Here is a 19,709-nt window from a genome sequence, read left to right as displayed (position 1 = left end):
CGGGACGTTGGTGGTGGCCACCTCGTGGCACTACCCTGTGCGGACGTGGCTGCACCTGACCCGCTGGCTCCTTTGGCAGAACTGCCCGGCGTGGCCGAGGCGGGAGACGAGGCGCGTGAAGCGCTCGGTAGAGCCCATCGACACAAGGTGAACCTGCGCGGTTGGCCCGCCACCGCAGCCGAGGCCTCGATGCGGGCGGCCCGGGCGTCGTCAGTGCTGGACGGTGGCGCGCTGAGTTTCAGCAAAGAGGGTGAGGCTCCCGCAAAGGGGGAGCGTGCTGATGCCGTGCTGGCCGGCGCGCTGCGGGTGGCCGAGGCTCTCGAAGGTGGCGCGACGGCGCTGATCGGGGTCTGGCAGCGGGCACCCTTGCAGGCGATCGCCCGGCTGCACACACTGGCGGCCGCGGATCTGGCGGATGAGGACCACCTCGGCCGCCCCCGCACCGATGATCCGGACGTGGGTCGGCGGCTGGAACTGCTCGGCGAGATCGTGGGTGGTGCGCACGCGAGGAGCGAAACGGGACTGGGGAGCCGCGTGCCGGCGACAGTGCTCGCGGCCGTCGCTCATGGCGAACTCCTGAGCCTGGCTCCGTTCGGGGTGGCCGACGGTGTGGTGGCGCGCGCGGTGTCGCGGCTGATCACCATGGCCAGCGGGCTGGACCCGCACGGTCTCGGCGTGCCCGAGATGTACTGGATGCGTGAGGTCGGCGAATACCGTGCCGCGGCACGGGGCTTCGCGTCGGGGACCGCTGACGGCCTGACGGCGTGGCTCATCTGCAGCAGCCGCGGCCTGCATTCCGGGGCGCGCGAGGCGCTGTCCATCGCGCAGGCTTCCGCCAAGTAGCGGTTCGGCCGGCACTGGCTCCAGCAAACGGTCAAACATAAAAGCAGGCGGCGCTCCGTCGTCAGATATCTGACTCGGCTCGCCGCCCGCTAGCACGGAACCCCGGTTACCAAGCGTGCTTCTTGGGTTGTGTGGGTGGCCTCGGCGTCCCTGCAATGCGCTGCGGCTACAACTCCACCCAAGGAATTCTCTTAGCCGTTCGCTTTTCGCAATTACGCAGGCCCACAACGCTTTTACCATTGTCGCGGTATGTGCTCCGCGTGGGTGCCGGCATTCCGTGCTGGGATGCCCGCTTCGGGAGGTCGAACCTTCTCTTCCGGCTCGGTCTTGGCCTTGGGGGCTTCCGTGCTTCCTTTGTACTACGTGACCGCAGTCACATCAAGGGTCAATCGGCGGTGATTTGTGATTGTTACGGACGGGCCGTCAGCAACTCGTCGGTAGCTTTCAGAAGTTCAGCCGACGGAGCAGCGAGTACGTCACGGCGCCGGCTGCGAGGGCGCTGGCGCCGACGGCCAGCGTCGTGGCGACGGCGGCTCCCGACGGCGCCGAGAGGCGGTCTCGCAGCGAGACCGGGCGGTTGAAGGTCAGTACCGGCCAGTCGCGCGCGACGGCCTCCTTGCGTAGTGCGCGATCCGGATTGACCACGGCCGGGTGGCCGACGGCCGCGAGCATCGGCAGATCGGTGATGGAGTCCGAGTACGCGTAGCAGTGCTCGAGCGCATAGCCCTCGCGGGCGGCGAGTTCCTCGATGGCCCGCACCTTGCCCTCGGCGAAGCAGTAGAAGTCGACGTCGCCGGTGTACTTGCCGTCCGTGACCACCATGCGTGTTGCCATCGAATGGTGGGCACCGAGTTCGCGGGCGATCGGCGCCACGATCTCCTCGCCGGACGCCGAGACCACGACGACGTCGCGGCCGCACAGCTTGTGATCGGCGATCAGGTTGGCGGCTTCGGCGAAGACCAGTGGGTCGACGATGTCATGCAGCGTCTCGGCGACGATCGACTTGACCTGTTCGACGTCCCAGCCGGTGCACATGTTGGTCAGGTACGACCGCATGCGGTCCATCTGATCGTGGTCGGCGCCCGACATCAGGAACAGAAACTGTGCATAAGTGGACTTGAGCACAGCTTGCCGATTCAGTAGTCCCTGGTTGAAGAAAGGTTTGCTAAAAGCGAGGGTGCTCGACTTGGCGATGACAGTTTTATCGAGATCGAAGAAGGCTGCGGTGCGCACGGGACCGCTGGACTCGGCCTCCTGGCGCGGCGCGGCCGCGGCCCCGGCGGCCGGATCGGTAGCGGTCACGGCTCCCAGCATATGCTCCGGAATACCGTCGCCGGGTGGACGCCGGCGCCGCCGTGTCGGTCGCCGGTGGCATGACCGCCGCGGCGATTGACGTGCTGACACGCCCCTTTCACAGACAATCAACAGTTGCGCAGAGCCCTGTTGACGTGTGTATAGTGGGCCTTACCCGGCTAGCGCCGGGTGTGCATCAGCCCGACCCCCCGGGGCTGATCCACGACGACCTCCGCCTCCTCCCCCCCTGGCGGGGGTCGTCCCTTTTTCGGGGGAGGTCAGATTTCCTCCCGGCGAAACCTCTCCGACGCGTTTCTGTCGGCGCCGGTTCTTTCTCTTCTGTGTGTGGCGCAACCGTCGCGATCCTGGCTCGCCGAATGTCGCTCGAAGTTCGCAAAAAGTTGCGGAACGACATTCTCACGACTCCGTCAATAAAGTTGTCCACAGTTTGCGATCCATCCACATTCTGCGTGCGCGCTCTGGTGTCGCGGCCTGCTGCCGATCACGGTGGATCCATGACAACAACCGGGGCGCTGGCGCTGATCTCCGACGCCGGACTGCGCGACGACATCGAGCGCATCGCGGCGGCGGCGGGCATCAGGGTGGTGTACGCGGCAGAGCCGTCCGGCCGGAATGCGTGGGTCGGAGCGGCGGCGGTACTGCTCGATGTCGCGGCCGCGCGGCGCTGTCGCGAGCTCGGGATGCCACGGCGGCCCGCCGTGGTGTTGATCGCCGCCGAAGCGCCGGGCACTCGCGAGTTCGAGGCCGCGATGGTGATCGGCGCGCAGGAGGTCATCACCTTGCCCGGCCAGGAATCCGATCTGGTCGGTGTCCTGGCCGACGCTGCGGCCGGTGAATCGGACGGTCGCCGAGGTGCCGTCGTCGCGGTGATCGGTGGCCGCGGGGGTGGCGGTGCATCGGTGTTTGCGATCGCCTTGGCGCAGGCCGCGGGCGACCCGGGCCACGAATGTCTGTTGGTTGATGTCGACGCCTGGGGCGGCGGCATCGATCTGGCCCTCGGCGCCGAGGGCGATGCCGGCCTGCGCTGGCCGGACCTGGCGGCAGCGGGCGGACGGCTCAGTTATGCGGCGCTGCGTGATGCGCTGCCGCGCCGGCGCGGCGTGGTGATGCTGTCAGCCGGGCGCACCGGCGTCGAGTTGAGGCCGGCGGCGCTGGCCGCCGTTGTCGAGGCCGGGAGCCGGGCTGGTGCGACCGTGATCTGCGATGTGCCGCGGCAGGCGTCGGCTGCGGCGGAGACGGCCCTTGTCGCAGCCGATCTCGTGGTGTTGGTGGTGCCGGCGGAGGTGCGGGCCTGTGCAGCCACCCGCGTGGTGGCGGATTGGGTGGCGGCGCTCAATCCGAACGTCGGTGTGGTGGTTCGGGGTCCGGCGCCCGGGGGGCTCCGCGCTGCCGAGATATCGACGATCCTGGGGTTACCGCTGCTGGCCACCATGCGCGCGGAGAGCAGTCTCGACGATGCGCTGGAGCGGGGCGGTCTCGGCCGCAGTCTGCGGAACAGGTCACCGCTGGCGATGGCCGCCCGCCGCGTGCTCGCGGTGCTGCGCGGGCAGCCGGGGGAGGCGGCATGACACGCAGCGAGCAGCCAGAGGCGGATCGCACATGACGTCGTCGTTGGTGGATCGCGTCCGGGAGCGACTGGCCGCACAGAACAGCGGCGCGCTGCATCCCAACTCGGTGGCCGCAGCCATTCGCGCCGAGTCCGGCGGCGTGCTTGCCGACAGTGACGTACTGGCCGGCATGCGGCTGTTGCAGACCGAACTGACCGGTGCCGGGATTCTGGAGCCGCTCCTGCGGGCGCCGGGTACCACCGACGTGCTGGTGAGCGCGCCCGACGAGGTGTGGGTTGACGATGGAAACGGGTTGCGCCGCAGCATGGTCCGCTTTCCGGACGAGGCCGCCGTACAGCGCTTGGCGCAACGGCTGGCGCTGGCTGCCGGTCGTCGGCTGGATGATTCGCAACCGTGGGTCGACGGTCACCTGGATAGTGTCGGTGGCGGCTTGAGCGTCCGGTTGCATGCCGTGCTGCCGCCGATCGCCGCGGCAGGCACCTGCCTCTCGCTGCGGGTGCTACGGCCCGCGACCCAGGACCTGGCCGCTCTCGTCGGGGCCGGAGCCATCGCACCGCCTGCCGCCGCATTGATCGCCGACATCGTGGCGGCGCGGCTCGCCTTCCTGGTCTCAGGCGGGACCGGCGCCGGCAAGACCACCATGTTGTCGGCGCTCCTCGGGGCCGTCGGCCCGGACGAACGGATCGTCTGCGTCGAGGATGCTGCCGAGCTGGCTCCGCAACATCCGCATCTGGTCCGATTGGTCGCTCGCGGCGCCAACGTCGAAGGCGTGGGCGAGGTGACGGTGCGCGACCTGGTGCGGCAGGCGCTGCGGATGCGTCCCGACCGCATCGTGGTCGGCGAAGTTCGCGGTGCGGAGGTCGTGGATCTGCTCGCCGCACTCAACACGGGCCACGAGGGCGGGGCCGGGACGGTCCATGCCAACAGCCCCGCCGAGGTGCCCGCCCGCATGGAGGCGTTGGCGGCGGTCGGCGGGTTGGAGCGGGCAGCACTGCATTCGCAACTCTCGGCCGCGTGCCAGCTCGTGCTGCACACCGCGCGTGCCCGTGACGGGCGCCGGCACTTGAGTGAGATCGCGGTGCTGCGCCGTGCTTCCGACGGGATCGTCACGGCCGTGACCGCATGGCACGTCGATCGGGGCGCCGGACCTGGAATGGCGGCGCTGGGCGAGCTGCTTGCGGCTCGGGGTCGGTCATGAGTCCCGCGCTGATGTTGGCGCTGGCGGTGCTGGTGGCGCCCCAGCCAGGCGGGCTGAAGCGGTTGGGGCATCGAAAACGATTGGCGGGATTGGGGTCTGGCAGTGGTCCGCGGATGCTGTGGGTATCGGCGGCGGTTGCCGTGGTGTCGCTGGTCGCGCTACCCCTGCCGGTGACGCTGGCGGGTGCGGCTCTGGTCGGGACCGCTGGGCTGCGGTGGCAGCGCTCGCGACGGGAGGCCGCACGTGCCAGGGAAGCGCAGACGCTGCAGGGTGCGCTCGGCATTCTGGTCGGAGAACTGCGTGCCGGGGCACATCCGGTGGCGGCGTTCGACGCCGCGGCTCATGAGGTGGACGGACCGGTCTCTGCGGCGCTGGGGGAGGTCGCGGCACGCGCCCGGCTGGGTGCCGATGTCGCGGCCGGGCTGCGCGCCGTCGCGGGGTCGTCGGCGCTGCCGGCGCACTGGCAGCGGCTGGCCGTGTACTGGCAACTGGCGCTCGACCACGGCCTGGCCATCGCCCCGCTCATGCGTGCCGCGGAGCGGGACGTCGTTGCGCGCGAACGCTTCGCGTCGCGGATCAGAGCGGGTATGGCCGGAGCCCGGACGACGGCGGCGGTGCTGTCCGCCTTGCCTGCGCTCGGAATTGTCTTGGGGCAGTTGATCGGTGCGCATCCCGTGCGCTTCCTGCTCGGCGACGGGGCGGCTGTGCTGGCGGTCGGCGTGATGCTGTGCTGCCTCGGGCTGTTGTGGTCGGACCGGATCATCGCGCGGGCGCAGCGATGAGCGCGGCGTCGCTGCTTCTGCTCGCGTTGGCCATTCTGCTGATCCCGGCCACGCCGGCGCACCGAATCCGGCCGCGGGTGCCGGACCGGTCGTCGCCCCCGGCGATGTCGAACGACGACGCGCTGGCGGTGCCGTCGAGCTTGGACGTGCTGGCGGCCTGTCTGTCGGCGGGCATGGCGACCAGCGCCGCGGCCTCGGCTGCGGTGCCGTCGGCGCCGGCCGGATTGGCCGGTGTGCTGCGTCGCGCGGCCGAACTGCTGGCTTTGGGGGCAAGTCCGGCGACGGCCTGGTCGGATCGGGGTGGGGGTACTGATCCGCACGTGATCGCGCTGCTGCGGTTGGCCCGCCGGTCGGCGTCCTCGGGCGCTGCGATGGCTCAGGGCGTCGCCGAACTGGCCGAGCAGGCCAGGGCTGACGCCGGTGACGCGGCGGACGCTGCCGCCGAGCGGGCCAATGTCCTGATCGCCGGTCCGCTGGGGCTCTGCTACCTGCCGGCATTCGTCTGTCTCGGCATCGTGCCCGTCGTCGCTGGTCTGGCGGGTGACGTGTTCCGGTCCGGGCTGCTGTGACGGACGACGATTTCCGACGCCGGCCGGCGTCGCGACAAGGGAGGAAAAACCATGACATTGAACAGCTTTCGCACACTCGAAGCCCGAGCGACCATGCTGCTCACCGATGAGAGCGGGATGTCCACCGTCGAATATGCCATCGGCACGGTGGCCGCTGCCGCGTTCGGCGCCATCCTGTACACCGTGGTCACCGGGGACTCGATCGTCAGTGCGCTGACCAACATCATCTCTCGTGCCCTCACCACCAGGGGATGACAGAGGCGGCGTCACCGTCGAGGCGGCATTCGCGGTTGCCGCGCTCATCGCGGTCACCATCCTCGGTATCGGTGGCCTCGCGGCGGTCTCGATACAGGTCCGCTGCATCGACGCGGCCCGGGAAGCGGCCCGGCTCGCGGCCCGCGGCGATGACCGTGCCGCCATCGAAACCGCCCGTCGTGCCGGACCCGACGGCGCCACGGTCGAGGTGCGGCGCGACGGCGGACGGGTCGTCGCGCGGGTCCGTGCTCCGTCACCGCTGCTACCCGGCATCACGGTGGGGGCGGAGGCGGTGGCGGCGCCCGAACCTGGTGCGTGACGAGCGTGGTGCCGCGACGGTGTTCGCCGTCACCCTGATCGTGGTGCTCATCGGGCTCCTGACCGGGGCGGCCGCGATCGGCGCCGCGGTGGTCGGCCGCCACCGCGCGCAGTCGGCGGCCGATCTTGCCGCGCTGGCGGGTGCCGGCGCGTTGGCCTCAGGGCCCGGCCGGTCCTGTAGCCGCGCCGCCGCTGTTGCCGAAGCCATGGGCAGCCGGGTTGGTCAGTGTTCGGTGCGGCAGTTGGACGTGGTGGTCGACGTGGAGGTGCCGGTGCGGTTCGGCCGGTGGAATCTCGGCGTCGCGCACGGTCAGGCCCGCGCCGGACCAGGCGAGGGGTAGTCCGACCGCGACGATGATCTGAGCGGCCGCGAGCCGCCCTGCGTCACTTGGCATATCGCTACCGTAGAATCTCAACTATGGTTGAGATCAAGCGAATGGGCCCGACCGATCTCCTCACCATCGGGGAGATCGTGAAACGGACCGGCGTCGCTGCGTCAGCGTTGCACTTCTACGAGCGGAAGGGGCTGATCCACCCCGAACGCACGGCCGGCGGGACGCGGTTGTATCCACGTCACCTGGAGCGGCGTATTGCCGTCATCCAGGTGGCGAAGCGGCTCGGCATTCCTCTCAGCGAGGTCGCCGAGCACTTTCGGACGCTTCCCGATGATCGGATGCCGTCATTGCGGGACTGGACCAGGCTCAACAAGAGGTGGCGTGCGCAACTCCGCGAACGGCAGCTCGAATTGGCGCGGCTTCAGTCGGAGATGGACCAGTGCATCGGGTGCGGGTGTATTTCCCTCAACCACTGCCTGGTCATCAACCCCGGCGACGAGCTCGCGGCCGAAGGGCCCGGTGCGCGGCGGCTGCTTCCCTTCGACGAAGCGAATCCGGCAGACGCCGAACGGGATTCGTAATCAGGACTCGGCTGCGTCGTCGCCCAGCCGGTCCCCGGCGGCCATGAGCTCACCGTAGGTGGGCAGGCGCAAGGACAGCAGGCCGGCGAAGGTGTCGTCGGCCACCTGGAGCCGGTGCGCGGTGACGTGAATCGGGACCCACCCGCCGTCGTGCGCGCGCAACCGCAGCACCCGCGAGGTCGGCCCGCTGCCGAACTCGATCGTCATGGCTGCCATCTCGGCGATCTCGTTCGGGTGCACCACCTCGCGCGACGCGTCGGCGCTCCAGTCGAAGAGCGGACATGGTTCGCCGATCCACTTGATGAGCGTCCAGCTGTTCAGATCCACCATGGCCCGGTAGACCCCGGGCACGGGCGGGCCGCCCGCGATCTGCTGCGCCCGGTCGAGTGGTGTGGCCGACGAGTGGTCCCGGATGCCCCGCCAGTTCATGGCCCGGCAGACCAGTCGGTCGCGGCCATCCTCGTCGGGTTCGTTGAGTACCCGCGCGGCGAATCCGACGGTGATGGGCCGGCCCCGGAAATCGGTCATTTCCCAAGTGCTGGTGAAGGTTTGACCAGGTTTCGGCTTGATGACGGCCGAGATGACCCGCGCCTCGTTCGGGTTGAGCTTGCGGGTCTGCAGGTCGTCGGCGAATGCGCGGCCGTGGGTGGCCTCGGCCGCCGGGTTGAGTCCGCTGTTGGCCAGCGACTCCATGGTGTCGGTCGCGATACCGTTGGTCAGATCCCACTTCAGTGGACCCGGGATCATCCGGTCGGGCGGATCGGCCTCGGGCGTGCCGACCCATACGTGGACGCCATGGATGCGTCCGTCGTTCATCTGCACCACTTCGGTCCGGATCACCCGGTCGCTCTTGGGTGTGATGCTCGTCAGCGGCAGCCCGGCGCGCACGGTTTCGCCGATCGCCGACTGGATCGCCATCAAACTGGAGTTGCGCCGCAGGAAAGCACTGATGGGAACCATGTCTTGGGTTTGCTGCCCTTGCGCGACGACGGCAGGTTCGGCGCCGAGGGTCTCGACGAGAAGCCAGTCGTCTGCCATGGCCGTAGTTTATCCGTTTCGGTGCGCTTTGCCCCGCCCGGAACCGGCCCGCGGACTACTTTCCGTGGGCCGCCACGGTATCGACGACCAGGCGAAGTACCTGCACAGCACCGGCTTTGTCCAGCGGATCGTTCGCATTGCCGCACTTGGGCGATTGCACACAGGACGGGCAACCGTGACGGCACTCACATGCTTCGATGGCCGCGGCCGTGGCTGACCACCAGGTGGACAGCTGCCGGAACCCGCGGTCGGCGAACCCGGCACCACCCGGATAGCCGTCGTACACGAAAATCGTTGGCAGGCCGGACAAGTCGCCGGGTGCCGGTCCGGACGCGGTGGACACGCCGCCGATGTCCCCCCGGTCGCAACTGGCCACCAGCGGCAGCAGACCTATCGCGGCGTGCTCGGCCGCGTGCAGAGATCCAGGGACTCGCAGTGGATCAATTCCCTTGTCCAGCAGTATCTCCGGTGTCATGGTGCACATGACCGCCATGGTGTCCAGGGTGCGGGTCGGCATGTCGAGGTCGACGAAGTCGAGCACCGCGCCGTCCATTGCGCGGCGCAGGAACCCGACCACGGTGTTGGATACCGACACCGGGACCAGGCCGATGGCGACCGGCCCGAAGCGGTGAATCTCACCGGTGCCACGGAGCGAGATGTCGGTGACCTCCCGGGCCGATGTCGTGTAGCCGGGATTGTCGGCGTGCACGAAGGCGACGCCGGCTTCGAAGTCCAGCGCGTCGACCAGAAAGGTCTCGCCCTGATGCAGGTGAACCGCCCCCGGATGGACCGAAGCCGGCGCCTGGCCGGCGCCGGTGCTGCCCAGCATGCGTCCGGTGCCGGACTCCAGGATGGCGATCTGCCCACCCGATGAACCCCGGATGTCCACGGCGGGATGCGGATCCACGCCGGGTGCCGGGAAGTAGCCGGCGGGACGCTTGCGCAGCAGGCCGTCATCCACGAGGGATTCGGCTACCGCTTCGGCGTCCCACATCCGCACCTCGGCTGGTGTCAGCGGGAGTTCGGTTGCCGCGCAGAGCAATTGCGGCGAGAGCACGTACGGGTTGCCGGGATCGATCACGATCCGCTCGATGGGCTTGTCGAGCAGCGCGGCGGGGTGATGCACCAGGTAGGTGTCCAGTGGGTCGTCACGGGCGATCAGCACGATCAGCGCGCTCTGGCCGCGCCGCCCGGCCCGGCCGGCCTGCTGCCAGAACGAGGCCACGGTACCGGGGAACCCCGCCAGCACCACCGCGTCCAGTCCGGCGATGTCGACGCCGAGCTCCAGTGCGTTCGTGGTCGCCAGGCCCCGCAATTCCCCTTCCGTCAGAGCGTGTTCCAGAGCCCGGCGGTCCTCGGCCAGGTATCCGGCACGGTAGGACGCCACCAGCGGGGCCAGTTCGGGCGCGACGTTCTCGAGCCGGGCCCGTGCCCCGAGCGCCGTCAACTCGGCGCCGATGCGTGATCGGACGAAGGTCAGCGTGCGGGCGCCCTCTGCGATCAGATCGGCCATCACCCGAGAGGCCTCGGTGCCCGCGGACCGGCGGACCGGGGCGCCGTTCTCGCCGATCAGATCGGTGAGCAGCGCCGGCTCCCACAGCGCCACCGTGCGGCCACCGTGCGGCGACCCGTCTTCGGTGATCGCGGTGACCGTCTGGCCCAGCAACTCGGATGCCGTCTGCGCCGGGGCGGCGGTGGTGGCGCTGGCGAACACCACCGTGGGCGTCGACCCGTAACGGTCGCACAGCCGCATCAGCCGGCGCAGCACCATCGCCACGTTCGAACCGAAAATACCTCGGTAGTAATGGCATTCGTCGATCACCACAAACTTCAGCTGACGCAGGAACACGGCCCATCGGGAATGGTTGCGCAGCAACGACAGGTGCGTCATGTCCGGATTGGAAAAAATCCACCGGGACCGTTCCCGGGCGAATTGCCTTGCCTCGGTTGAGCTGTCCCCGTCGTAGGCAGATGGGGCGATGTTGACGAGGCCGGGAATGGCGTCGCACAGCGACTGCGCGGCGCGGAGCTGGTCGTGGCCCAGCGCCTTGGTCGGAGACAGATACAACGCCCGGGCGTGCACATCGGTTTGCAGCGCGTGCAGGATCGGCAATTGGTAGGCCAGGGATTTGCCGGATGCGGTGCCCGTCGCGATCACCACGTGCCGGCCGGCGTACGCCAACTCGGCCGCGGATACCTGATGCGACCACGGCTGCGCCACACCACGATCGGTGAACGCCCGCACCACGTCGTCGCCAACCCAAGCGGGCCAGGGCATTCGGCGAGCCTGACGCGGGGCCAGATCAGCGACATGCCGCAGCGGTTGCTCGTCGGCCGGGGTACCGTCCAGCGCGGAGGCCAACAGCTCACGCCCGAAGTTCGGCTGCGCTGCAGCGTCATCGGATTCCGCGTGCGTCACTGTGATCCCTTCTCGGCCTTGGCCGCCGCCTGCTGAAAGCGGCCAAGATGAATTGTTAACCACAGTTCGCCGGGTGACTGTTGCGACTGCGCCCGACATGGTTGACTGATCTTGGTCGCAGCTTCTGTGTTCGTGTGTCAACACCCGCGAGCGTCGCCTGCGTTCCCGGTACACCGGAAGACTCGGTGGATCGCACCCGCAGTGACAGAAGGAAATGAAGGACAATGCCACAGGGGACCGTGAAGTGGTTCAACCCGGAAAAGGGTTACGGCTTCATTGAGCAGGAAGGCGGCGGAGGCGACGTCTTCGTCCACTACAAGCAGATTCAGTCCAACGGGTTCCGCACCCTTGAGGAAAATCAGAAGGTCGACTTCGAGGTCGAGCAGGGCGCCAAGGGCCCGCAGGCTCTCAACGTGCGCCCCATCTGAGGTACTGAGACTCGCATAACGCCCCCGCATCGTCCGCGACGAAGTGGGGGCGTCTTGCATGGTGCGTGGGTCTGCCTCCACGTCTTTCTCTGTGGGCTGGCCTACTGTCGGCAGGGTGAGCCAGCTGTCCTTCTTCTCGGCCGAGTCGGTGCCGCCCGCGGTCACCGACCTGACCGGGCTGCTCGCTGCGCCGGGACAGGTCGTGCAGACCGGCGATGTGGCGGACGGCAGAAGAGTCCGGTTGTCGGTCGTCGTCGACGCGCTGTGGCGGGCCGAGGCGCTGGCCGAGATGATCGCCGAAGTGGGCCTGGAGCCGGAAATCACCCACACCGACGAGAAGACCCCGCTGGTGCGCACCGAAGCCGACGCCAGGCTGGCGCCGATGGCACGTGATTGGACCCGCGGAGCGGTCAAAACCGTGCCCGAAGGGTGGTTGCCGGGCCCGCGGGAGCTGCGAGCCTGGGTGCTGGCCGCGGGTACCGCGGAGCCGAACGGCTACTTGTTGGGTTTGGATCCCCACGCACCGGATACCCATTCGACGTTGGCGTCGGCGCTGATGCGGGTCGGTCTCGCGCCGACCCTGATCGGGACCCGAGGCCATCACCCGGCCCTGCGGATCAGTGGTCGCCGGAGGTTGATGCGCCTGGTAGAGAACGTGGGGGAGCCACCCGGGTTCACCGAGGCGTTTCTCCGATGGCCCCGGATTTAGCGGGTGCACACCGTATATTTTGGCCGCATCCGGTTTGCGTAGGCTTGCGCGGAGTGTCAAATTGTGACTTGCCTTAGAACCGGATGACCGTTAGGCATTCATTCGGTGTCGTAACGCAGACCTAAGAAGTGGAGCGGATAGATACGGTGGCTGACCTCGATGGTGCCGGTAGCGGCAGCCGGGTCCGGCGACTCGTCATAGTCGAGTCGCCTACCAAGGCGCGCAAGATTGCCGGTTACCTCGGCTCCAACTATGTCGTTGAATCGTCGCGCGGACACATTCGCGACCTCCCGCGCAACGCCGCGGACGTGCCGGCCAAATATAAAGGTGAGGCCTGGGCCCGCCTCGGCGTGAACGTCGACGACAACTTCGAGCCGCTGTACATCGTCAGCCCGGATAAGAAGAGCACGGTCACCGAGCTCAAGGACCTGCTCAAGGGCGTCGACGAGCTCTATCTCGCGACGGACGGTGACCGCGAGGGCGAGGCCATCGCGTGGCATCTGCTCGAGACGCTCAAACCCAAGGTGCCGGTCCGGCGCATGGTGTTCCACGAGATCACCGAGCCGGCGATCCGCGCGGCCGCCGAGAACCCGCGCGACCTGGACATTGCCCTGGTCGATGCCCAGGAGACCCGCCGCATCCTCGACCGCCTCTACGGCTACGAAGTCAGCCCGGTGCTGTGGAAGAAGGTCGCGCCGAAGCTGTCAGCGGGCCGGGTGCAGTCCGTCGCGACCCGGATCATCGTCCAGCGCGAGCGCGAACGCATGGCGTTCCGTAGCGCCGGCTACTGGGACGTCAGCGCTGAGCTGGACGCCAGCGTGTCCGACCCCGAAGCGTCTCCGCCCAGATTCACCGCCAAGCTCAACACCGTCGACGGCCGCCGGGTCGCCACCGGTCGTGATTTCGACTCCCTCGGCGCGGTCAAGAAGCCCGACGAGGTGCTGGTGCTCGACGAGGCGGCCGCAGGTGCGCTGGCCGCGGGGCTGCGTGGCGAGTCGCTGACCGTCAGCTCGGTGGAGCAGAAGCCGTATACCCGCAAGCCCTACGCGCCGTTCATGACATCGACGCTGCAGCAGGAAGCCGGCCGCAAGCTGCGGTTCTCCTCCGAGCGCACCATGAGCATCGCGCAGCGACTGTACGAAAACGGCTACATCACCTACATGCGTACCGACTCCACGACGCTGTCGGAGTCGGCCATCAACGCCGCGCGCACCCAGGCCGGGCAGCTCTACGGCCCGGAGTACGTCCACCCGACGCCGCGGCAGTACACCCGCAAGGTCAAGAACGCCCAGGAGGCGCACGAGGCCATCCGCCCCGCCGGTGACGTCTTCCAGACCCCGGGCCAGCTGCACGGCGCCCTGGACACCGACGAGTTCCGGTTGTACGAGCTGATCTGGCAGCGCACCGTCGCCTCCCAGATGGCCGATGCCCGTGGCACGACGCTGTCGCTGCGGATCTCGGGTACAGCTCGGACGGGCGAGCAGGTCGTCTTCAGCGCTTCCGGCCGCACCATCACCTTCGCGGGCTTCCTGAAGGCCTACGTGGAGAGCCTGGACGAGCAGGCCGGCGGCGAGGCCGACGACGCCGAGAGCCGGTTGCCGAACCTGACCCAGGGTCAGCGCGTGGATGCCGCCGAGCTCACCGCCGACGGGCACACCACCAACCCGCCGGCCCGGTACACCGAGGCCTCGCTGATCAAGGCGCTGGAAGACCTGGGCATCGGTCGCCCGTCGACGTACTCGTCGATCATCAAGACCATCCAGGACCGTGGCTACATCTATAAAAAGGGCAGCGCGCTGGTGCCGGCGTGGGTGGCGTTCGCCGTCATCGGGCTGCTGGAACAGCACTTCGGGCGACTGGTCGACTACGACTTCACCGCTGCCATGGAAGATGAGCTCGACGAGATCGCCGCCGGAAACGAGCAGCGCACCAACTGGTTGTCGAATTTCTACTTCGGCGGCGAGCACGGCGTCGAAGGCTCGGTGGCCCGTGAGGGTGGCCTGAAGAAGCTCGTCGGCGTCAACCTTGAAGGTATCGACGCGCGAGAAGTCAACTCCATCAAGCTGTTCGATGACGCCGAAGGTCGCGCCATCAACGTCCGTGTCGGCCGTAACGGGCCGTACCTGGAGCGGATGATCGCCGACGACGAGAACCCGGGCGAGTTGAAGCCGCAGCGCGCCAACCTGAATGACGATCTGACGCCCGACGAGCTCACCCTCGAGCTGGCCGAAAAGCTTTTCGCCACACCGCAAGAGGGCCGCGTCCTGGGTGTCGATCCGGCGACCGGGCACGAGATCGTCGCCAGGGACGGGCGCTACGGGCCCTACGTCACCGAGGTGCTGCCGGCGCCGCCGGAGGAGCCTGACGCCGGTACCGGCGCGAAGAAGACCAAGAAACCGACCGGACCCAAGCCGCGCACCGGATCCTTGTTGCGCTCAATGGATTTGGAAACGGTGACGCTCGATGACGCACTGAAGCTGCTGTCGTTGCCGCGCGTCGTCGGCGTCGATCCGGAGAACAACGAGGAGATCACCGCGCAGAACGGCCGCTACGGTCCGTACCTCAAGCGCGGCACCGACTCTCGTTCGCTGGCCACCGAGGAGCAGATGTTCACCGTCACGCTCGAAGAGGCGCTGAAGATCTACGCCGAGCCGAAACGTCGAGGGCGCCAGGGCGCGGCGACCCCGCCGCTGCGCGAGCTGGGTACCGACCCGGTGTCGAACAAGCCGATGGTGATCAAGGACGGCCGGTTCGGCCCGTACGTCACCGACGGTGAGACCAACGCGAGCCTGCGCAAGGGTGACGACGTCATGTCGATCACCGATGCGCGGGCCTCGGAGTTGTTGTCCGACCGGCGTGCTCGTGGCCCGGTGAAGAAGGCCGCGAAGAAGACCGCTGCCAAGAAGACGGTGGCCAAGAAGACCGCTGCCAAGAAGGCGCCGGCGAAGAAGGCCGCCGCGAAGAAGGCCTAGGCGAAAAAGGCTTAGGCCGGACTAGCTGGCGGCTTCGGCTTCCCGGTCCGCAGCCGGCCGCGGTGAGGCCAGCGACAGCGGGCGCGCCAGCTGCGTCGGCGCGGACCTGCCGCGGAGTTCGACGGTCTCGCCGACGTCCCAGCACAGCGCCTCGGCGTCCAGCGCACCACTGACGGCGATCGCCGACGCCAGCACGTGGCCCTCCTCGAGCTTGGCGAGCTCGGTCAGGCGGGCGGCCTCGTTCACCGGATCGCCGATCACGGTGTATTCGAAGCGGGCCAGCGCACCGATATGGCCGGCAATGGCCCGGCCCGCGGACACGCCGATACCGAATTCCGTGGTGCCCAGCACCGTCACGAGTTCGTCGTGCAGCTCGCGGGAGGCGGCCAGCGCTGCGCCCGAGGCATCGGGGTGCTCGATGGGCGCGCCGAAGATGGCCAGCGCGGCGTCACCCTGGAACTTGTTCACGAAGCCGCCGTGCCGGTTCACGGTGTCGACGATGATCCGGAAGAACTCGTTGAGGATCGACACGACCTCGGCCGCGGGCCGGGTGGACGCCAGCTGCGTCGACCCGATGAGGTCGATGAACAGCACCGCGACATCGCGTTCCTGGCCGCCCAGCTCGGTGCCGCGCTCCAGCGCCCGGCGGGCGACGTCCTCGCCGACGTAGCGGCCGAACAGATCGCGCAGACGTTGCCGTTCCGACAGGTCCCGCACCATGTCGTTGAACCCTGCCTGCAGCAGGCCCAGCTCACTGGCGTCGTAGATCTGCATGTGCGCGTTGTAGTTACCGCGCTGCACCTCACCCAGGGCCCACCGCAGCTGCCGCAGCGGGTCGGCGATGGACATGGCCACCAGCACGTTGCCGGCCAGGCCGATCGCGAGGGCGGTGATCGCCAGCAACAGGATCGGGGTGTTGAGCCTGTCGTTCGCGGTGACCAGGATCGAGTACTGGCCGGCAAGCCGGGCCACGATGATGGCCAGCAGCGGCACGCCGGTCGACAGCACCCAGGTCAGCACCTGACGTTGGATGACGCCGGGCGCCTTGAAGTTCTCGGGCACGCCGTCGCGCAGGGCGGCGACGGCCACAGGCCGCAGCACCCGTTCGGACTGCAGATAGCCGATGATCGCGGTCGCGGTGGCCCCGAGCGCGCTGGCCACCAAGACGAAGGGAGCCGAGCGGCTGGCCACCGGCCAGCTGGCGATGATGAACACCACCGAACCCAGAAACCAGTTACCGACACTGATCAGGGTCCGGTAGTACGGCATCTTGAGGGCCCGGGTCCGGGCCAGCTCGGTGAAGGCGGGGTCGTCGGCGCCGGGGTGCAGGGTGTCGCGCCGCTGCCAGCGGATCACCGGAATCAGCAGCCGCAGACTGAGCCACGCGGCCACCACGAACGAGACGAACAGGACGGTGAGGAACACCGCCAGGTTGACCGCCGGCAGGTCCTGCAGCTGGATGCGGTCTTCGGTGGGGAGGCCGAACCGGAGGAAGCCCAGCACGAACAGCGCGCCGATGATGTCGGCCTGCAAGAGGCTCAGCGTGAACACCGGCCAGGGCGTGCGCGCCACCCATCGGACGAACCCCCTGATTCGCCCGATGTGCTTTACATCGGTGGCCACCCGCTAACCGTATCCGGCCGGGCCGACGGACATTGCCGCTGCGCGCAGGTTCGTGTCGTCGGCGACGGCTACTGTGGGGCCCGATGAGCGGAGTTTTCTCGCGTTTGGTCGGCCAGGATGCCGTGGAAGCCGAGTTGGTGGCCGCAGCGCGGGCGGCCCGGGGTGATTCGGCTCACAGCGGTGTCACCACCGGCAGCATGACGCATGCCTGGTTGATCACGGGTCCGCCCGGTTCGGGCCGGTCCATCGCCGCGGTGTGCTTTGCAGCGGCGCTGCAGTGCACTGCGGAGGCCGCTGAGGGCGGTCCGGGGTGCGGGGCCTGCAGGGCGTGCACGACGACGATGGCGGGCACCCACGCCGATGTGCGCCGCGTCATTCCCGAGGGGCTGTCCATCGGCGTCGACGAGATGCGCGCCATCGTGCAGACCGCGTCGCGGCGGCCCGGAACCGGGCGCTGGCAGATCGTCGTGGTCGAAGATGCCGACCGGCTCACCGAAGGCGCGGCCAATGCGCTGCTGAAGGTCGTCGAGGAACCGCCGCCATCCACGGTGTTCCTGCTGTGCGCGCCGTCCGTCGATCCTGAGGACATCGCGGTGACCCTGCGGTCGCGGTGCCGGCACGTGGCCCTGACGACGCCACGGGTCGACGCCATCGCGCAGGTGTTGATCGACAACGACGGCCTGTCCGAGTCCGACGCGCGCTGGGCGGCGTCGGTCAGTGGGGGACACGTCGGACGGGCTCGCCGGTTGGCGACCGACGAGCAGGCCCGGTCGCGCCGGGAACGGGCCCTGGGCCTGGCCCGCGACGCCGCGACACCCGCGCGGGCATACGCGGCGGTCGAGGAGCTCGTCGCCTCGGCGGAAGCCGAGGCGGTGGCCCTGACGGCCGGCCGCAACGAGGCCGAGACCGAGGAGCTCAAGACAGCGTTGGGCGGCGGCGGCACCGGTAAGGGCGCGGCGGGCGCGCTGCGGGGCGCCGCGGGCGCGCTGAAAGACCTGGAGAAGCGGCAGAAGTCGCGGCAGACCCGCGCGTCGCGCGACGCGCTGGACCGGGCGTTGATCGACCTGGCCACGTACTTCCGCGACGCGCTGCTGGTGTCCTCGGGGGCGGCGGGTATGGCCTCGGCCAACCATCCGGACATGGCCGACAAAGCCGCCGCGATGGCCGCGCACGTGCCCGCTGATCAGCTGCTGCGTTGCATCGAGGCGGTGCTGGCGTGCCGTGAGGCGCTGGCCACCAACGTCAAGCCGAAGTTCGCCGTCGACGCCATGGTGGCCACGGTGGGACAGGCGCTGCGGGCCGGACAGCGGAGCTGACTTTGGCGGCTCAGGGCCTGTCCCGTAGACTCGTCCCGCCCCGCCTCGGTGGGGCACGCCACCCTAGCTCAGTCGGTAGAGCAATTCACTCGTAATGAATAGGTCAGGGGTTCGATTCCCCTGGGTGGCTCCACATCTTTGTATGACGTCGGTTGATGGTTGACGTTTCGTCTTCGGTTGATGGCTGACAGTGTTTCGGCTGATGCTTTACGCCTGTGTCGGTTGATCCTTGACACTCCCTAGATGAGGGAGTTGAGCGTGGCTGAGCAGCGGTATCAGACGGTGCTGGCGGTGATCAGTGATGGGTTGTCGGTGACGCAGGCGGCCGAGAAGGCTGGGGTGTCGCGCCAGACGGTGCATGGCTGGTTGGCCCGGTATGAGGCCGAGGGTTTGGACGGGTTGGTTGATCGGTCGCATCGGCCGGTGTCGTGTCCGCATCAGATGCCGGCACAGGTTGAGGCGGCCGTCCTGGAGTTGCGGCGCTCACGCCCGTATTGGGGGCCGCGGCGGTTGGTGTTCGAGCTGACCAAACGCAAGGTGTCCCCGGTGCCGTCGGAATCGGCGGTCTACCGGGCGTTGGTGCGGGCCGGTTTGATCGACCCGGCGCTGCGGGATCGGCGTTCGCGCAAGTGGAAACGTTGGGAACGGGGCGCGCCGATGGAGTTGTGGCAGATGGATGTCGTGGGCGGATTCCCGCTGGCCGACGGGACCAGCGCGAAGGCGCTGACCGGGATCGACGACCACTCCCGGATGTGTGTGCGCTCGGTTGATGGCCCGCGAACGCACCCGCGCGGTGTGCGACGGGCTGCGCGATGCGTTGGCCAGGTATGGGTCTCCGGAGCAGATCTTGACCGACAACGGCAAGGTGTTCACCGGCCGGTTCAATCACCCACCGGTGGAAGTGCTCTTTGACGCAATCTGCCGCGAGCACGGCATCGAGCACTTGTTGACCCAGCCACGCTCACCCACCACGACCGGCAAGATCGAACGGTTCCACCGCAGCCTGCGGGCCGAATTCCTTTCCACTGCAGCGCCTTTCCCCAATCTGAACGCGGCGCAGCGGGCCTTGGATGCGTGGGTGCTCGAGTACAACACCACCCGGCCGCACCAGTCGCTGAAGATGGCCACCCCGGCTGCGCGGTTCACCGCGGCAGCGCCGGCAGCGGCGCCGTCGACCTCCAAGGCGGCGCGTGAACACCAGCGTCACGGCTCGGATTGGGTCTCGCGGCGAGTCACCACCAACGGAGTGGTGTGCGTGTCGTGGCAGCAGGTCAGCATTGGCAGGCACTGGGCCGGGCAACGCTGCGACGTGCATGTCGACGGGGACCTGCTGCGGTTCTGGGTCGGTGAGCAATTAGTCAAAACCGCCGCCCGCAACAGCACCGGCGAGGTACGAAACAAGAAGGCCTGCCGCAACCGCGAACAGGCCTGACCAACAACA

17 protein-coding genes, 1 tRNA gene and 1 pseudogene are annotated in these 19,709 nt (G+C 68.5%); 15 read left to right on the top strand and 4 right to left on the bottom strand.

What is annotated here, in order from left to right; translation table 11 throughout:
- Positions 1-45 precede the first annotated feature (45 nt).
- Positions 46-843, top strand: coding sequence for a Fic family protein (locus tag G6N59_RS14090; RefSeq protein ID WP_138232891.1), 798 nt, complete (start codon positions 46-48; stop codon positions 841-843).
- Positions 844-1,287: 444 nt separating this feature from the next.
- Here the strand turns inward: G6N59_RS14090 and G6N59_RS14085 are convergent, their stop codons facing one another.
- Positions 1,288-2,157 carry an HAD-IB family hydrolase gene (locus G6N59_RS14085; RefSeq protein WP_138232890.1) on the bottom strand — a complete coding sequence of 290 codons (870 nt, stop codon included), beginning with the start codon at positions 2,155-2,157 and terminating at the stop codon, positions 1,288-1,290.
- A gap of 494 nt (positions 2,158-2,651) precedes the next feature.
- Here G6N59_RS14085 and ssd point away from each other — a divergent pair, with 494 nt between their 5' ends.
- The 8 genes from ssd (at position 2,652) to soxR (ending at position 7,763) form a co-directional block, all read left to right on the top strand.
- Entirely contained in the window at positions 2,652-3,725 is a 1,074-nt protein-coding gene (gene ssd / locus G6N59_RS14080) for a septum site-determining protein Ssd (RefSeq protein WP_138232889.1), read from the top strand.
- 31 nt (positions 3,726-3,756) lie between these two features.
- Positions 3,757-4,923: a TadA family conjugal transfer-associated ATPase gene (locus G6N59_RS14075; RefSeq protein WP_138232888.1), complete on the top strand. Its 1,167-nt coding sequence runs from the start codon at positions 3,757-3,759 to the stop codon at positions 4,921-4,923.
- Positions 4,920-5,705, top strand: coding sequence for a type II secretion system F family protein (locus G6N59_RS14070; protein ID WP_138232887.1), 786 nt, complete (start codon positions 4,920-4,922; stop codon positions 5,703-5,705). The genes G6N59_RS14075 and G6N59_RS14070 overlap by 4 nt, the downstream gene beginning before the upstream one ends.
- Complete coding sequence (locus G6N59_RS14065; protein ID WP_138232886.1) at positions 5,702-6,274, top strand: type II secretion system F family protein; 573 nt, start codon at positions 5,702-5,704, stop codon at positions 6,272-6,274. The genes G6N59_RS14070 and G6N59_RS14065 overlap by 4 nt, the downstream gene beginning before the upstream one ends.
- A 51-nt stretch (positions 6,275-6,325) precedes the next feature.
- Positions 6,326-6,529: a DUF4244 domain-containing protein gene (locus G6N59_RS14060; RefSeq protein ID WP_138232885.1), complete on the top strand. Its 204-nt coding sequence runs from the start codon at positions 6,326-6,328 to the stop codon at positions 6,527-6,529.
- Entirely contained in the window at positions 6,507-6,848 is a 342-nt protein-coding gene (locus G6N59_RS14055) for a TadE family type IV pilus minor pilin (RefSeq protein WP_138232884.1), read from the top strand. The genes G6N59_RS14060 and G6N59_RS14055 overlap by 23 nt, the downstream gene beginning before the upstream one ends.
- Positions 6,841-7,188 carry an Rv3654c family TadE-like protein gene (locus G6N59_RS14050; RefSeq protein ID WP_138232883.1) on the top strand — a complete coding sequence of 116 codons (348 nt, stop codon included), beginning with the start codon at positions 6,841-6,843 and terminating at the stop codon, positions 7,186-7,188. The genes G6N59_RS14055 and G6N59_RS14050 overlap by 8 nt, the downstream gene beginning before the upstream one ends.
- Before the next feature lie 77 nt (positions 7,189-7,265).
- The gene (gene soxR, locus G6N59_RS14045) at positions 7,266-7,763 is read left to right on the top strand and encodes a redox-sensitive transcriptional activator SoxR (RefSeq protein WP_138232882.1); all 498 of its coding nucleotides are present in this window, start codon (positions 7,266-7,268) and stop codon (positions 7,761-7,763) included.
- On the opposite strand, the gene G6N59_RS14040 is transcribed toward soxR, so the two are convergent.
- A complete protein-coding gene (locus G6N59_RS14040; RefSeq protein ID WP_138232881.1) occupies positions 7,764-8,801 on the bottom strand; it encodes a PAS domain-containing protein in 1,038 nt (345 codons plus the stop codon). It lies immediately after the preceding gene.
- A 55-nt stretch (positions 8,802-8,856) separates the two neighbouring features.
- Positions 8,857-11,220 (bottom strand): DNA 3'-5' helicase SftH, encoded by a 2,364-nt coding sequence (locus G6N59_RS14035; RefSeq protein WP_138232880.1) that lies wholly within the window; start codon positions 11,218-11,220, stop codon positions 8,857-8,859.
- 224 nt (positions 11,221-11,444) lie between these two features.
- On the opposite strand from G6N59_RS14035, the gene G6N59_RS14030 reads away from it, so the two are divergent.
- The 3 genes from G6N59_RS14030 (at position 11,445) to topA (ending at position 15,329) form a co-directional block, all read left to right on the top strand.
- A complete protein-coding gene (locus tag G6N59_RS14030) occupies positions 11,445-11,648 on the top strand; it encodes a cold-shock protein (protein WP_043397302.1) in 204 nt (67 codons plus the stop codon).
- Positions 11,649-11,763: 115 nt separating this feature from the next.
- Entirely contained in the window at positions 11,764-12,357 is a 594-nt protein-coding gene (locus G6N59_RS14025; RefSeq protein WP_138232879.1) for a hypothetical protein, read from the top strand.
- Positions 12,358-12,503: 146 nt separating this feature from the next.
- The gene (topA, locus tag G6N59_RS14020) at positions 12,504-15,329 is read left to right on the top strand and encodes a type I DNA topoisomerase (RefSeq protein WP_138232878.1); all 2,826 of its coding nucleotides are present in this window, start codon (positions 12,504-12,506) and stop codon (positions 15,327-15,329) included.
- A 21-nt stretch (positions 15,330-15,350) separates the two neighbouring features.
- Here topA and G6N59_RS14015 read toward each other — a convergent pair whose 3' ends face one another.
- Positions 15,351-16,952: an adenylate/guanylate cyclase domain-containing protein gene (locus G6N59_RS14015; protein WP_138232877.1), complete on the bottom strand. Its 1,602-nt coding sequence runs from the start codon at positions 16,950-16,952 to the stop codon at positions 15,351-15,353.
- A gap of 83 nt (positions 16,953-17,035) precedes the next feature.
- Between G6N59_RS14015 and G6N59_RS14010 the strand changes: the two genes are divergently transcribed.
- From G6N59_RS14010 to G6N59_RS14000, 3 genes and pseudogenes are all read left to right on the top strand, one after another.
- Positions 17,036-18,268 (top strand): DNA polymerase III subunit delta', encoded by a 1,233-nt coding sequence (locus G6N59_RS14010; protein WP_138232876.1) that lies wholly within the window; start codon positions 17,036-17,038, stop codon positions 18,266-18,268.
- Between the two features lie 57 nt (positions 18,269-18,325).
- A tRNA-Thr gene (locus tag G6N59_RS14005) sits at positions 18,326-18,401 on the top strand.
- Between the two features lie 110 nt (positions 18,402-18,511).
- A pseudogene (locus G6N59_RS14000) lies at positions 18,512-19,700 on the top strand (IS481 family transposase).
- Positions 19,701-19,709 lie beyond the last annotated feature (9 nt).

The sequence above is a fragment of the Mycolicibacterium aubagnense genome (genome assembly GCF_010730955.1).
Taxonomy (GTDB): Bacteria; Actinomycetota; Actinomycetes; order Mycobacteriales; family Mycobacteriaceae; genus Mycobacterium; species Mycobacterium aubagnense.
Note: the sequence above shows the minus strand (reverse complement) of the source record. Positions and strands in the feature narration are given on the sequence as shown.

Coding starts and splice junctions, on each gene's coding strand:
- G6N59_RS14085 (WP_138232890.1), bottom strand. CDS start 2,157: ATGCTGGGAGCCGTGACCGCTACCGATCCGGCCGCCGGGGCCGCGGCC.
- ssd (WP_138232889.1), top strand. CDS start 2,652: ATGACAACAACCGGGGCGCTGGCGCTGATCTCCGACGCCGGACTGCGC.
- G6N59_RS14075 (WP_138232888.1), top strand. CDS start 3,757: ATGACGTCGTCGTTGGTGGATCGCGTCCGGGAGCGACTGGCCGCACAG.
- G6N59_RS14070 (WP_138232887.1), top strand. CDS start 4,920: ATGAGTCCCGCGCTGATGTTGGCGCTGGCGGTGCTGGTGGCGCCCCAG.
- G6N59_RS14065 (WP_138232886.1), top strand. CDS start 5,702: ATGAGCGCGGCGTCGCTGCTTCTGCTCGCGTTGGCCATTCTGCTGATC.
- G6N59_RS14060 (WP_138232885.1), top strand. CDS start 6,326: ATGACATTGAACAGCTTTCGCACACTCGAAGCCCGAGCGACCATGCTG.
- soxR (WP_138232882.1), top strand. CDS start 7,266: ATGGTTGAGATCAAGCGAATGGGCCCGACCGATCTCCTCACCATCGGG.
- G6N59_RS14040 (WP_138232881.1), bottom strand. CDS start 8,801: ATGGCAGACGACTGGCTTCTCGTCGAGACCCTCGGCGCCGAACCTGCC.
- G6N59_RS14030 (WP_043397302.1), top strand. CDS start 11,445: ATGCCACAGGGGACCGTGAAGTGGTTCAACCCGGAAAAGGGTTACGGC.
- G6N59_RS14010 (WP_138232876.1), top strand. CDS start 17,036: ATGAGCGGAGTTTTCTCGCGTTTGGTCGGCCAGGATGCCGTGGAAGCC.